The 14156-nt window shown below is 69.8% G+C and carries 11 protein-coding genes; 5 read left to right on the top strand and 6 right to left on the bottom strand.

The window, feature by feature from the left end:
* Window positions 1-79: 79 nt before the first annotated feature.
* Window positions 80-682 (bottom strand): cupin domain-containing protein, encoded by a 603-nt coding sequence (locus BLR02_RS23650; protein ID WP_176849769.1) that lies wholly within the window; start codon window positions 680-682, stop codon window positions 80-82.
* A gap of 116 nt (window positions 683-798) precedes the next feature.
* On the opposite strand from BLR02_RS23650, the gene BLR02_RS23645 reads away from it, so the two are divergent.
* The 4 genes from BLR02_RS23645 to BLR02_RS23630 are packed head-to-tail and all read left to right on the top strand — an operon-like array spanning window position 799 to window position 7367.
* A complete protein-coding gene (locus BLR02_RS23645; protein ID WP_090664862.1) occupies window positions 799-2814 on the top strand; it encodes a hydantoinase/oxoprolinase family protein in 2016 nt (671 codons plus the stop codon).
* A 3-nt stretch (window positions 2815-2817) separates the two neighbouring features.
* On the top strand, window positions 2818-4470 hold the full coding sequence (locus BLR02_RS23640) for a hydantoinase B/oxoprolinase family protein (RefSeq protein WP_090664861.1): 1653 nt from the start codon (window positions 2818-2820) through the stop codon (window positions 4468-4470).
* A gap of 28 nt (window positions 4471-4498) precedes the next feature.
* Window positions 4499-6079 (top strand): ABC transporter substrate-binding protein, encoded by a 1581-nt coding sequence (locus BLR02_RS23635; RefSeq protein WP_090664860.1) that lies wholly within the window; start codon window positions 4499-4501, stop codon window positions 6077-6079.
* A 10-nt stretch (window positions 6080-6089) separates the two neighbouring features.
* Complete coding sequence (locus BLR02_RS23630) at window positions 6090-7367, top strand: NAD(P)/FAD-dependent oxidoreductase (RefSeq protein ID WP_090664859.1); 1278 nt, start codon at window positions 6090-6092, stop codon at window positions 7365-7367.
* A gap of 93 nt (window positions 7368-7460) precedes the next feature.
* Here the strand turns inward: BLR02_RS23630 and BLR02_RS23625 are convergent, their stop codons facing one another.
* The 3 genes from BLR02_RS23625 to BLR02_RS23615 form a co-directional block, all read right to left on the bottom strand.
* The gene (locus BLR02_RS23625) at window positions 7461-9635 is read right to left on the bottom strand and encodes a N,N-dimethylformamidase beta subunit family domain-containing protein (RefSeq protein ID WP_176849768.1); all 2175 of its coding nucleotides are present in this window, start codon (window positions 9633-9635) and stop codon (window positions 7461-7463) included.
* Window positions 9635-11227 (bottom strand): ABC transporter substrate-binding protein, encoded by a 1593-nt coding sequence (locus BLR02_RS23620; protein ID WP_090664858.1) that lies wholly within the window; start codon window positions 11225-11227, stop codon window positions 9635-9637. Before BLR02_RS23620 ends, BLR02_RS23625 begins: the two co-directional genes overlap by 1 nt.
* A gap of 216 nt (window positions 11228-11443) precedes the next feature.
* Entirely contained in the window at window positions 11444-12223 is a 780-nt protein-coding gene (locus tag BLR02_RS23615) for an ABC transporter substrate-binding protein (protein WP_245704924.1), read from the bottom strand.
* A gap of 91 nt (window positions 12224-12314) precedes the next feature.
* Here BLR02_RS23615 and BLR02_RS23610 point away from each other — a divergent pair, with 91 nt between their 5' ends.
* Window positions 12315-13256 (top strand): IS5 family transposase, encoded by a 942-nt coding sequence (locus BLR02_RS23610; protein ID WP_090664856.1) that lies wholly within the window; start codon window positions 12315-12317, stop codon window positions 13254-13256.
* Between the two features lie 66 nt (window positions 13257-13322).
* Here the strand turns inward: BLR02_RS23610 and BLR02_RS23605 are convergent, their stop codons facing one another.
* Both BLR02_RS23605 and BLR02_RS31140 read right to left on the bottom strand, forming a co-directional pair.
* Entirely contained in the window at window positions 13323-13808 is a 486-nt protein-coding gene (locus tag BLR02_RS23605) for an ABC transporter substrate-binding protein (protein ID WP_090664855.1), read from the bottom strand.
* 71 nt (window positions 13809-13879) lie between these two features.
* Window positions 13880-14026 carry a hypothetical protein gene (locus BLR02_RS31140; protein ID WP_408735538.1) on the bottom strand — a complete coding sequence of 49 codons (147 nt, stop codon included), beginning with the start codon at window positions 14024-14026 and terminating at the stop codon, window positions 13880-13882.
* Window positions 14027-14156: the final 130 nt, after the last annotated feature.

Here is a 14156-nt window from a genome sequence, read left to right as displayed (position 1 = left end):
CACCATGTTGGGTCGTTGCCTCGCGTTAGGCTATGCAGCCCAAAGGAGAGTGGGTGCCTGCCGTAAGCGGCTTCGCACGTCAGTAGAGCGGCGGCGTCACCGCCCAGAGGACCATGCACCGTAGCGGCCCCCGGTTGCCAAAGCGATGCGGCAGGGTGCTGAGGAAGCGGAAGGAATCGCCTGCCTGCAGAAGACTCGCAACGCCATCCACCTCAAGATCCAGCGCACCTTCCAGCACCGTCCCGGCATCCTCCCCTGCATGCCGATAGGGTGACTCACCGGAGGAGCCGCCGGCCTCGATGGTGATCAGCATCAGCTCGATCTTCCCGTCGTCCTCCGGGCTCAGCAGTTCCTTGGTGATGCCCTTGGCCGAGAGGTCCAGCACGCGGCGCTGCGCCCGGCGCAGCACCCAGGCCGGACCCTGGGGCGTGGCGCCCGGGTCGCTGAAGAACCAGCCGATCGGCACCGCGAAGATCTCAGCGAGCTTCTGCAGCGAACGGATCGAGGGCGAGGAAACCCCTCGCTCGATCTGACTCAGCATGCCGACCGAAAGACCGCTGCGGATCGAGACCTCCTGCAGAGTCCATTCCCGGCGCTGGCGCATGCCGCGCAGCCGCCCTCCGAGTACGGGCTCCCGCTCCGGCCCGGCCCGGCCGGTGTCCGGGGAGGATGTGTCAGCCATCACCGTGGCTTTAAGGCGTTCCTCGTTCATTGAAAAATTTACCCGGGCATTTTCAATCTGGTTGCAGAGCCACCGTGATGCGTTAAGCTATCCTTCAGCAGGTCTGGAAGCAAAGCATGCGTGTTGGGATCGAGGTCGGGGGCACCTTCACGGATCTGGTCGCGGTCGATCGCGGCGAGGTGCGCGTCATCAAGGTTCCCTCGACGCCACGCAGCCCCGATATCGGCGCCTTTAACGCGCTCGGCGCCGCCGGCATCCCGGCTGAGGCGGTGACGGACCTGGTGCATGGCTCCACCGTCGCCACCAACGCCATCCTGGAACGCCGCGGCGCCGACATCGCCTCCATCGCCACCCGCGGCTTCCGCGACATCCTCTTCATGCAGCGGCACGACCGCCGCCGCATCTACGACCTGCATTATGCGAAGCCCGCGCCGCCCGTCCGCCGGCGCGACTGCTTCGAGGTCGCCGAGCGCATCGGCGCCGATGGCACTGTCATCCAGTCGCTCGACGAGGCGGAGGTGGCACGCGAGCTGCTGCCTGCCCTCGCCGCCGGCGGCTACCGCGCCGTCGCCATCTGCCTGCTCTCCGCCTATGCCTCTCCCGCGCATGAGATGCGGCTGAAGGAGCTGATCGCGGCCGCGCTGCCCGGCCTCACCATCGCCGCCAGCCATGAGGTCGCGCCGGAGTTCCGCGAATATGAGCGCGCCTCGACCACCGCGCTTTCCGCCTATGTGCAGCCGGTGATCGACGGCTACCTCTCCCGCTTTGAGACGACGCTGGCCGGCGCCGGCTTCCGCGGCCATTTCAGCGTCATGCAGTCCAACGGCGGTCGGATGCCGGCGGCGGCCATGCGGCGCAATGCCATCTCCGCCCTGCTGTCCGGCCCCGCAGCCGGCGTCGTCGGCGCGATCCGGCAGGCGGCGCGGTCCGGGCGCGGCAACCTCGTCACCTTTGACATGGGCGGCACCTCGACCGATGTCTCGCTGGTTCAGAATGGCGAGGCCGCGCTCGCCGCCGAGACGGAGGTAGACGGGCTGCCCATCCGCACGCCGGTGCTCGACATCGTCACTGTGGGCGCGGGCGGCGGCAGCCTGGTCTGGATCGACGACGGCGGCATGCTGCGCGTCGGTCCACGCAGTGCGGGCGCTGAGCCGGGGCCGGCCTGCTATGGCCGTGGCGGTACCCAGCCGACCGTCACCGACGCGCATGTGGTGCGCGGGACTATCCGGCCGGATGCCTTCCTCGGCGGCGGCATGTCGCTCGACGCCGATGCCGCCCACCGTGCCTTCGAGGATGTGGCACGGCGTCTCGGCACCGATATCCGAGGTGCGGCGGCGGCGGCGATCCGCCTTGCCGTCGCCAATATCGTGCGCGCCATGCAGCTCGTCTCCACCGAGCGCGGCCGCGATCCACGCGACTACGCGCTGCTGCCCTTCGGCGGCGCGGGCCCGCTGCTCGCCACCGAGATCGCCGAGGAGCTCGGCATCCGCGAGATCCTAGTCCCGCCCAACCCTGGCGTCATCTCGGCGCTCGGCCTGCTCTCCGCCGATTACGTGAAGGTGCGCGGTGCGACGCGGCGCCTGGCGCTCGACGAGGGGACGCCCTCCGCCATCGCCGCCGACTGCGCCCGCCTGCGCGCGGCGACCGAGGCGGAATTCGCCGAGCTCGGACTCACCGGCCCGCTGGAGCCGAGCCTCGAACTCGACATGCGCTTCATCGGCCAGGCCTTCGAGATCCCGGTCACGGTCGATCCGGCGGCGGTCGCCGGGCTCTCCGCCGCCGACCTGGCGGAGCGCTTCGCGGAGGAGCACCGCCGGGTCTATCTCCATGGCGGCGAGCCGGGGCGGAAGGTGGAGCTGGTGGGCCTCCGCTTCGGCCTGCGCCGCCGCCTCGACGCCCTGCCCGAGGTGCGGGAGCGCGCCGCCGAACTGGCGCGCCCGGCGACGGCCGAGGTCGTGACCGGCGGCGCCACGGTGCAGGCCCGCCTTGCCGATGCCGCGACGCTCGGCATCGGCGAGGTGGTGCGGGGCCCGGCACTGATCGAGGGCTACTCCTCCACCACCTGGGTCCCGCCCGGTTGGGGCGGCGCGCGCGATGCCGCCGGAAACATGCTGCTACGGAAGGAAGGCTGAGCCATGCAGCTCGATCCCGTCGAATACGCGATCCTCAGCCAGTCGGTGATCGCCGCCGCACGCGAGATGGGCGTGAAGCTCATCCGCTCCGCCTATTCCACCATCCTGCGCGAGGCCCGTGACGGCTCGGCCGCGCTGCTCGACGCCGAGGGCTTCACCGTCGCCCAGGCCGAGCTGATCCCGATGCAGCTCGGCAGCATCGGGCCGATCTTCCAGCCCTGCAAGGCGATGTTCCCGAAGGAGACGCTGGAGGAGGGCGACTTCCTCGTCATCAACGACCCCTATTCAGGCGGCCAGCACCTGCAGGACGTCTTCTTCTTCCACCCGATCTTCGTCGACGGCGAGGTGATCGGCTTCGCCGCCTCCGTCGCGCATCACCTCGACCTCGGCGGCGGCGCGCCCGGGCTCAACGCCGCCGCGCGCGACGTCTATGCCGAGGGTCTCATCATCCCGCCGATGAAGCTCAACATGGCGCGCGACTGGCATGGCGGCGGCTTCCAGCGGCTGCTGCGCGCCAATGTCCGCGTGCCGCAGCAGACCATGGGCGATTTCGATGCGCAGATCGCCGCCAACAATATCGGCGTGCTGCGGGTCCAGGAACTCGCGGCGCGCTACGGCACGGCCAAGGTGAAGGCCACCATGGCCGCGCTGCAGGACTATTCGGAGCGCCGGATGCGGGCCGCCATCGCCCAGGTTCCGGACGGCACCTATCGCGGCGAGGCGCAGATGGACGATGACGGGCTCGGCCGCGGGCCCATCACCGTGCGCGTCGCGGTCACTGTCGCGGGCGAATCCATCGCCGTCGATTTCGCCGGCACCGATCCGCAGGTCGGCACCAACCTCAACTGTCCCTTCGCCTCGCTGATCTCCGCCTCGGTCTCCTGCCTCAAGGCGGCGCTGACCAGCCCCGACATCCCCTTCAACGACGGCGCGCTGCGGCCGATCACCGTGACGGCACCGAAAGGCTCGCTGCTCAACCCGAACCATCCGGCGCCGGTGCGGGCCCGCATGATCTCGGCCTCGCGCGCCTGGAACGCGGTGATGATGGCGGTCTCGCAGGCCACGCCGGAGCGGGCCATCGCCCAGGGCTATGACACGACGACGGCCTTCTGCCTCTCCTGGCTCGGGCCGCAGGGCTGGTCGGTCTATCTCGAGGTCTATGGCGGCGGCTATGGCGCCGGCATCGGCAATGACGGCTGCGACGCCGTCGACAACCCGCTCTCCAACTGCTCCAACACGCCGGTCGAGGCGATGGACCAGGACTTCTCCTTCTTCCGCGTCACGGAATACGCGCTGCGGCCCGACAGCAGCGGCCTCGGCGCGCGGCGCGGCGGCGCCGGCTTCAGCCGCAGCTACGAGATCCTCGCCGAGGAGGCGCTGGTCTCCTACTACAGCGACCGCTTCACCGGCGCCGCGGCCGGGCTCTTCGGCGGCGGCAAGGGTGCCTCGGGCCGATGCGAGGTGCGCCGCAGCAACGAGGTCATCAGCCTCGACAGCAAGGTCTCCTTCCCGCTGCGGCGCGGCGACGTCGTCACCATCAGCCTCGGCGGCGGCGGCGGCTACGGGCAGCCGGCGGAGCGCCCGGCGGCGCTGATCGCGCGCGACCTTGAGGACGGCATCATCACCCGGTCAATGGCAGACTCCTGGGCCAGCTAGCTCCACCCCTGACAGGCGAGGCAGGACCATGAAGCGACGGCATTTCCTGCAAGCGGCCGGGGCCGCCGCCTTCGCGGCCCCCTCATTGGCCCAGGCACAGGGCTCCCGCGTCATCCGCTTCAAGCCGAATGCGGATGCGACCATCCTCGACCCGCTCTTCAGCACCGCCTTCTCCACCCGCTACCTGGCGCTGCTCAGCTACGACATGCTCTATGGCATGGACGATGCGCTGAACCCGCAGCCGCAGATGGCGGCCGGCCACGTCACCGAGGAGGATGGCAGGCTCTGGCGCATCACCCTCCGTGAGGGCCTCCGCTTCCACGACAATGAGCCGGTGCGCGCGAGCGACTGCGTGGCGAGCCTTCGCCGCTGGGGCCGCGTCGATGTCATGGGCCAGATGCTCATGGCCGCGACCGATGAGCTCTCGGCGCCCGATGACCGCACCATCCTCTTCCGGCTGAAGCACCGTTTCCCGCTGCTGCTGCACGCGCTGGCCAAGAGCACGAGCTACATCCCGGTGATGATGCCCGAGCGCCTCTTCGCCGCCGACCCGACCAAGCAGGTGATGGAGGTGGTGGGCAGCGGGCCCTACCGCTATCTCGCCAGTGAGCGGCTGAACGGCGCCCGCTCCGTCTGGCAGAAATTCGAGGGCTATGTGCCCCGCCCGGACGGCGTGCCGCAATTCACCTCCGGCCCCAAGCGCGCCTTCATCGAGCGCGTGGAATGGCAGATCATCCCCGATCATTCGACCGCCGCCGCGGCCATCGTCAGCGGCGAGATCGACTGGTACGAGGACCTGCTGCTCGACCTGCTGCCGGTGGTGCGCCGCGAGCGCAACGTGGTGGTCGGCAGCTACAACCCGGCCGGCAATATGGGCATTCTCCGGCTGAACCACCTGCAGCCGCCCTTCGACAACCCGGCGATCCGCCGCGCGCTGCTCGGCGCGGTCAACCAGGCCGAGATCATGACGGCGGTCGCCGGCAACGACCCCGCGCTCTGGAACGCCAAGGTCGGCGTCTTCTGCCCGAACTCGCCCATGGCCTCCGATGCCGGGATGGAGGCGCTGAACGCCCCGCGTGACCCGGCCAGGGTGCGCAGCGCGCTCCAGGCCGCCGGCTACAAGGGCGAGAAGATCGGCTTCCTGTCGGCGGTGAATTTCGGAACGATGGCACGGCAGGTGGACGTCGCCGCCGACCAGTTCAGCCGCGCCGGCCTCAATGTGGAAATCATTCCGGTCGATTTCGGCGTCTGGCTGCAAAGGCGCGCCAATCGCGGGCCGGTCGACCAGGGCGGCTGGAGCTGCACGACGACGCTGCTCCCCGGCCTCGACCTCTGGGACCCGACATCGCATCTCGCGCTGCGCGGCAACGGCCTCTCCGCCTGGCCGGGCTGGCCGACCAGCGAGGCCCTGGAGACCCTCCGCGCGCAATGGGTCGAGGCGCCGGACCAGCCGGCCCGGCAGGCGATCGCGCGACGGCTGCAGGAGCAGGCCTTCATCGACGTGCCCTATATCCCGACGGGCCAGTGGCGGGACCTCACCGCCTATCGCCGGAACCTGACGGGGATGCTCACCGGCATGCCGCTCTTCTACAACCTGCAGAAGGGCTAGGCTCCGCCCGATGACGCCCCTACCGCCCAGCCTCTACGCCGCGACCGCCCGCCCGGCGCCGCAGACGCCGCCGCTGGCGGGCGACCGGCAGGCGGATGTCGTGGTGGTGGGCGCCGGCTTCACCGGCCTCTCCACCGCGCTGCACCTCGCCGAGCGTGGCGTCGATGTGGTGGTGCTGGAGGCGAACGAGCCCGGCTGGGGCGCCTCCGGCCGCAATGGCGGGCAGGTCAATCCCGGGCTCAAGCCCGACCCCGACCAGGTCGAGGCGGATTTCGGGCCGGAACTCGGCACCCGCATGGTCCGCTTCGCCTGGGGCGCGCCGGAGACGACCTTCGCCCTGATCCGGCGCTGGCAGATCGCCTGCGACGCCCGTCAGGGCGGCACGCTGCGCGCCGCCTATCAGCCCGCACATGCCGAGGGCGTGCGCCGCTCCGCCGAGCAGGGCATGCGCCGCGGCCTGCCGGTGACGCTGCTGGAGCGCGATGCGGCCCATGAGGCGACGGGCACCGACCGCTATCTCGCGGTGATGCGCGATGCGAGCGGCGGCGATGTGCAGCCGCTCGACTATGCCCGCGGACTGGCGCGCGCCGCCATGCAGGCCGGCGCCGCGGTGCATGGCGGCACCCCCGTGACCGCGCTGACCCGCGCCGAGGGGCGCTGGCAGGTTGCGACACCGACCGGGACGGTCACGGCCGAGACGGTGATCCTCGGCACCAACGGCTATACGGATGATCTGCAGCCGGGGCTCCGCCGCAGCGTGGTGCCGGTCTTCAGCTCGATCGCCGCGACGGCGCCGCTGCCCGAGGCCGTGGTGCGGCAGGTCATGCCGATGCGCGCCTCGCTCTACGAAAGCGGGCACATCACCGTCTACCTGCGGGTCGATCAGCGGAACCGCCTGCTGATGGGTGGCCGTGGGCCGCAGCGCCCAATCGGGGATCCCTCCCCCGTCGCCTATCTGTTGCGCTATGCGGAGCGCCTCTGGCCCGCTCTCCAGGGGGCCGAGTGGACGCATGGCTGGAACGGCCAGTTGGCGATGACGCCGGACCACTACCCGCACATCCACCAGCCCGCGCCGGGGCTGATCTGCTGCCTGGGCTATAACGGCCGCGGCGTCGCCCTCTCGACCGCGATGGGTGGCGAGGTCGCGCGCCTGGCGACCGGCACGCCGGCCGGGGAGATCGCCATGCCGGTGACGCCGATCCGGCCCATGCCCTTCCATGGCTTCTGGCGGGCCGGCGTGATGGCCAAGGTGCTGGAGGGCCGCATCCGGGATCGGCTGGGGATCTAGCATGCAGCGCTTCAGATCACCGTAGCAGGCGCAGCGGTGAGCATGCGGCGACATGCCAGCCTGGGCTTCGGATGGCCGCCGGACGGATATCGGTCAGGCCGCCATGAAGCGCCGCACCACATTCTCCAGCAGGCGGGAGACTGGCCCGGCAAAGGCCCGACCGTCCCACAGGCTGCCGCAGAAGGTTATGGAGCCGACGGAGAAGACCGCACCGCCGCCCGGCACGGCGAAATACACGATCTCGCCGCGCTGCAGGTCCCGCGGCGGCTCGCCAGTGACGGTGGCGACATGGGACAGCAGCTCTTCCGGCACGGTCACGAAAGAGGCCGGCGGCGGCCCTGATCGCGCCAGGATCACGGCATTGGCGGGCGTGCCGAGGCGGATATCGGCCCGGTCGAGCTCGAACCCCGCCGCCCCGCCGCCGGACAGGCCGGTATCGCCGAACTCCTCCGGCACGCCTTCCATGATCCAGGCATGCTCGGATGCGCGCGCCGCGGGCAGGCAGCGGAAGCTGGTGCCCTCGAACAGGCCCTGGGCCGAGAAGCCGACGCCGACCAGCACCTGCGGCGGCCGGCGGTTGCGCCGCCACAGCCCGCCGAGCTGGCCGTCGAGCTGGTGGTAGTACTCGCCTGGCTCCGCATCCCAGGCGCGGATGCCGCCCTCGGCGCGCCGGACCTCGATCAGATGCGGGCGGGCGGGGTCGCGCGCGATGCGCCAGTAGAAGCCGTTGCCGCCGAGATAGACCAGCCTTCCGCCATGATCGCGGTAGTGGGTCAGCGCATCGAGCATCCGGCCGGTATGGTATTCCGGATGGGTGCCCGTCAGCAGGACGCGGTAGGGCGCGATCAGCGCCGCGCCCTCGTCGTCCAGATCCTCGTCGGTGACGACGTCGAAGGGGATGCCCTGCGCCTCCAGCCAGGCCAGCAGATGGGTGTCGGCCGGGTAGTGCCGCAGGCCGGAGCCGCGCGCATCGTCGAAAGTGAGGAAGCCGGGCCGCATCGTCAGCACCGGCCGCAGGCGGGAGGAGAGCGCGATGCCGCTGCCATCCGGGTGGCGGTTGTAGGTCGAGGTGCCATAGGCGCCGTACTGGTCCGGGTTGTGCGGATAGGCGCCCCAGGCCGTGACGCGCGCCCGGTAGGCCTCGTCCGCATTGCCGCGCGCGTGGTTGGCATAGGCCTGGTAGGTGAAGGTGGAGGCCAGGAACACCACCGCCGCCCCTGCCTGCCCGCGCGGCGGCAGGACGTAGAAGGGCAGCCAGTCCTCCCCGGCATCGGTGGCGATGTGGAAGGCGTAGCAGCCGCTCGCCATGCCCTCCGGCACGTCGAACTGGAAGGAGGATGCCCAGCGGCAATCCTCGAGGTCGTCGGCGTGGAAATGGATCGCCGCGTAATCCCCCGGCGCGTGGCGCCAGCAGCTCTCCTCGCCGCTCCAACGCGCACCCACCACCGCCTGGGTCGGCGCGTTCACCAGCACGCCGTGCAGCCCGTCCGGCCCGGTGTCGTGCACGGTGTCGGTGCCGATGCCCCGGGAGAAATCCCAGGCGGCGCGGAGGGCCGCGGCGGCCTCAGCCGGAACGTCCAGCGGCTCGGGCCAGGCCGCGACGAAGGCGGCGGCGGCCATCGGCGCCTCGATCTTGCCGGTGAAGTGGTCGCGGGGGGCGTCCAGCCCGCGCGCCGCGACGACCACGCCATCCGTCGCCGGTGCCGGGCCCACCGGCAGGCTCGCCTCGGCCGTCTCCATGGCCCCGGCGCCGGACTGGCCGAGCAGGACGCGCCCGGTGGACGGATCAAGCGAAAGCCATAGGCGGTGCCAGCACCGCGGCGCCAGCGCCACCCCCATCGCCAGGCGGCAGGTGGTGGTGCCGAGCGTCACCTCGGCCTCGGCACCCGCCGTGCCGGCCCGCAGCGCCAGGGCCAGCCCCTCCCCCTCGGCCGAGAGGACGGTCGCCGCCGCCTGCTCGCCACGCATCCAGACCAGGGCCGACCAGCAGCGGGGCTCCGTCGCCCCGAAGCGCGGCCCGCGCCGGATCATGGCGCAGGAGCCGATCGGCACCGGCTGGTGTCGGCCCTCAAAGCGGATCTCCTCCAGGCCCGGCACCGGGCGCAGGTCAAGGCCTGGCCCCGCGGGGTTCGGGTCGCCGCTGACCACGCGCAGGACGCGCACGCGGCACGGGGCCGGGTCGCGCAGGCTCACATGGGCGGTGAAGCGCTCGCCGGGGCGGCGCGAGAGACGGTCGAGATAGCCAGCGACGGGCGGCACCTCCGGCATCAGGCGCGCCTCGCATTCCAGGGCACCGGGCGCGGCCCCTCCAGCACGCCGGTCAGCGAGCGGCGATAGGCGGTGCGGATGAAGAACTGGCCGAGCGGCACGCTGGGGACGTCGCGGAAGGCAAGGTCCTGCATGCGCATGCCGATGGCGAGCCGCGCCGCCTCATCCGGGGCGCTGAGCCATTCGGCGTTCAGCGCCTCCATCTCGGCGCTCTCGTACCAGCCATTCCAGCCGCCGGTGCCCTGGCCGCGGATCAGCGCGTTCTGTGTCGGCGTGACGATGCCCATGCCGCTCCACCAGACTGGGTAGATGTTCCAGCCGCCCTGGGAGGGCGGGTTGCGGTTGAGTGTGCGGCTCAGCACAGTGCCCCAGTCGGTGGTGACGAACTCCACATTGAAGCCGATACGCGTCAGCAGGTCCTGCCCGATCACGCCGAGCGGGGCGATGGAGGTGAAGTCCGCCGGGTTCAGCATCACCACCCGCTCGCCGGCATAGCCGCTTTCGCGCAGCAAGGCCCGGGCGCGGTCGAGCCCGGGCGAGGCCATCGGGTCCTGCGCCGGCGGGCGGCCATAGGGCGTGGTGCAGGGGAAGAAGGAGTGGCAGACATTGAAGGCGCTCGGGTCGCTGTTCGTCACCGCCGCCATGAAGTCCGGCTGGTCGATGGCGGCGAGCACGGCGCGGCGCACCGCCGGCTTGTCGAAGGGCGGCTGCAGGTGGTTGAAGCGCAGCACGCCCATATATCCGGCCGGGTCACCATTCGCGATGGTGATGTCACGCGACCGGCGCAGCACCGGGATGAGGTCGGCGGCGACCTGCTCCCACCAGTCGACCTCGCCTGCCTGCAACGCCGAGGCGGCGGTCGCGGCATCCGGCATCATGTGCCATTCGACGCGCTCGAAATGCGCCACCTTGCCGCCGGACGTCCATTCCGGCGTCTCCGTCCGCGGCCGGTAGCGGTCGAAGCGCGCATAGGCGGCGCGGCTGCCGGCGACGAACTCGTCGGCCAGGAAGCGGTAGGGGCCGGAGCCGATCATCTCCGGCACCGGCCGCACCGGATCGGTGGCCGCAAGGCGTTCCGGCATGATGAAGGCCGGGGCGGTGCCGGCCTTGGCGATGGCGTCCAGCAGCAGGGGAAAGGGCCTGGCGAGGCGAATGACCAGGGTGCGGTCGTTGGGTGTCTCGTAGTCCCGCACCACCGCAGCCAGGGTGCGGCCGAAGGTGTCGCGGCCGCCCCAGCGCCTGAGGCTGGCGGCGCAGTCGCGCGAGCGCACCGGCTCCCCGTCGTGGAAGAACAGCCCTTCGCGCAGCCGGATGGTCCAGGCGAGGCCGTCATCGGAAACGCTATGCCCCTCCGCCATCTGCGGCTGCGCGCGCATCCGGGCGTCGATACCGTAGAGCGTGTCGAAGACATAGTAGCCGTGATTGACGGCCACGCCGGCCAGCGACGCGATCGGGTCGAGATTGGTCAGCGCCGCCTGGGGCACGAAGCGCAGCACGCGGGGGTCGGCGCCACGCTGCGCCTGCGACAGGCCGGGCGCAGCGAGTGCCGTGACAGCGCCGAGCGCAGCGCGGCGGGTGAGGCGGATCGTCATGCTCGTGTCTCCATCTCAGCCTTCGGCATGCAGAAGCGTCACGACTGCACCGAACGGCGCGGCCGAGGACTACGGTTTGCCCAGCCGGATTCGGGGCTAGGTTGAGCCGGTCTCGAGCGATGAACAAGAGGGCGCGGCCGTGGCAGGCCTGGCCAGCCGGACGGCTGCGATGGCGCTGTCGGCATCCCGCTCCGCCAGCATGCGCTTCAGCAGCCGCTACGAGTTGATGAGCCGGCAGCCACCTTTGTCGATCGGCCGAAAAGCCTGATCGGCGGAGGTCGTTGCCAGGAGCTTGTAGTAATCCCATCCGCCGCGGCTTTCCTCGGGCCTCTTGACCTCGAACAGGAATGAGGGGTGCAGCTTACGCCCATCCTCGCGGATCCGGCCGGCCCCGAAGGCGTCGTCATCGGTCGGCATGGCTTTCATCCGTGACACCGCCGCTGCACCGCTGCGCTTGGCTTCGGCGACGCCGAGGTCCGCTACCGCCTTGAGATAATGCATGGTGCCGCCGTAGCATCCTGCATGGCTCATTGCGGGATGCATGCCGCCGGTCTTCGGCAGGACACGGCGGGTGAAGGCGCGCGTGCGGTCGTTCAGGTCCCAATAGAAGCTTTCGGTCAGAACCAACCCCTGCGCGGTCTGGAGGCCGAGGGCGTGGATGTCGGTGATGAAGAGCAGCATGCCTGCCAACTTCACGCCGCGCCGCGTAATGCCGAACTCGGCGGCTTGCTTGACGGTGTTCACGGTATCATTGCCCGCGTTGCACAGACCGATCACCTTCGCGCGGCTGCTTTGGGCCTGCAGAAGGAAGGAGGCGAAATCGCTGGTCGCCGGGAAGGGATGCCGGACGCTTCCAAGGACCTTGCCGCCAGCCTCGCGCACGAAGCTCGATGTCTCCTGCTCCAGGGAGTGGCCGAAGGCATAGTCGGCGGTGATGAAGAACCAGCTGTCGCCGCCGGCCTTGACGAGAGCTCCACCAGTGGAGCGCGACAGCATGTAGTTGTCGTAATGAGACCTGTGCGCGGATAGCGCTGGACGGTGGGCCTTGGCTCTGATTCGCTGTGAGCGATCAGCGGCGGAGGCTTCCATGGCGCGTCGTCGGATTGGCCAGGATATGTTGGTGTTCAGCTCTGAAAGTGCTGCACGTCAGTCGACCTTGGACAGACTGCTGGAGTTGATCGACTGGGTGCCGGTCGAGCACCAGCTGCGGGATATCTCCTGTGCTGCGAAGGGCGAGCCGGCCTGGCCGCCCTTGGCCTTGTTCAAGGCCATGCTGATCGCGGTCTGGCATGACCTGTCCAACGTGCGGCTGGCCGAAGCGCTCGATGATCGCGGCTCGTTCCGGCGCTTCTGCGGCTTCTCGGCGCATGAGCCAACGCCTGAGCGCACAGCCTTCGTGCGGCTGCGGGCTCAGCTTGTGGCCTGCGGCCTCGACCAGGTGCTGTTCGATGCGGTCACAAGTCAGCTCCGGGCCAAGGCGATCACGGTCAAGACCGGCACGCTGGTCGACGCCACCGTGATCGCCTCGGCGAGCCATGCCGATCCGGAGGCGGGCTGGGCCGGCCATCAGCGGCGCAAGGCGATCCACAGCTTCAAGGCCCATGTCGGCGCCGATGCCGATACCGCGCTGGTCGAGGCGCTCTGCGTGACGCCGGGCAATGTGCATGACGGCCGAGCCGGCGGCGGCGCCTTGCCTGAAGCACCCGGCGAGGTCTATGCCGACAGCGCCTATCGTGGCCACATCTTCGGCGCAGCGATCGCTGCCCGCGGTGGTACACCCCGCATCGTGCAGACCGGCATGTGGGGTCGCCCTGGTGATGACACGCTGCGCAAGCTCCGCCGCTGGAACTACGACATCCACCGTGTCCGCTGCCGCATTGAGAAGATCTTCGGCACCTGGAAGCGCAGCTACGGACTGCGCCGCATGCGATGGCGAGGGCTGGCCAAGGCTACCCTGCAAGTCCATCTCACCGCCATCGCCTACAACCTTCGCCGCTCTCTCACCCTGCTCACCAACCCAGCAGCATGAGCTGAGCAATCTTCCCGGGCCCTCCATCCGGCAGGACTGCAAGTCCGCTGAACTCAGCAATCGCACTCAGCCATAAAGCGCCTCATGCGCTATCCGCGCACAGGTCTCATAAGTCCAGTGAACCAAGACCGGGCTGCACTGCGCGCCGGTTAGCTCGGTCGTGCCAGCGGTTGAGTTGATATAGGCCTTGTCCTTGTCCCGGCAGACGCTATTGACTGCGAGTGCTACGGCACTGTTTCCGACGTCCACGATCAGGTCCACCCCATCACGGTCAATCCACTGCCGTGCGATATTGGACCCGACATCCGGCTTATTCTGATGGTCTGCGGTCAACACTTCGACCTCCAGACCTCCGTGCGCGTTCCGAAATTCTTCCACTGCCTGGCGCACGCAAGCAGCTGAGGTGGGCCCGCTCGCATCACGATAGGGGCCCGACATGTCGTTCAACACGCCGATCCTGATAATGGATTGTTGCGCCCTCGCCGGGGTGCTGGACACAGCTGCAGCCGCAGCAGCTGTGGAGGCGAGCAGGGTGCGGCGGGTCAGGGGCATCGGCCTTGTCTCCATATCGGAAAAGGTTCGGACGCTATCGGCAGGCTCTCCCGGACGACAGCGCGCCTTGGTCACTGCACGGGCAGGCCAACCTCGCGGATGACGCGGCCATAGATTACGTGCTGATCCCGGATTAGCTGAGCGAAATTCCCTGCCGGGCTTGGGTTGAGCGAGAAGCCGAGTTCCTCCGCGCGGTCCCGGATATTGCGGTGTTCCATGGCGCTCACGAAAGCCGCGCTCAGCGCTTCCGTTGTCTCGCCCGGCATTCCTGCGGGGCCTACGATCCCGGCCCAGGGCAGGACAGGTCGCGTCCCTGGGTGTGGTGTAGGAGGTCGTCGCCGTAACGGT

Origin of the sequence: Belnapia rosea (genome assembly GCF_900101615.1) — a bacterium.
Lineage (GTDB): Bacteria > Pseudomonadota > Alphaproteobacteria > Acetobacterales > Acetobacteraceae > Belnapia > Belnapia rosea.
The sequence above is the reverse complement of the archived record's forward strand: the minus strand, read 5'-3'. Positions and strand labels throughout refer to the sequence as shown.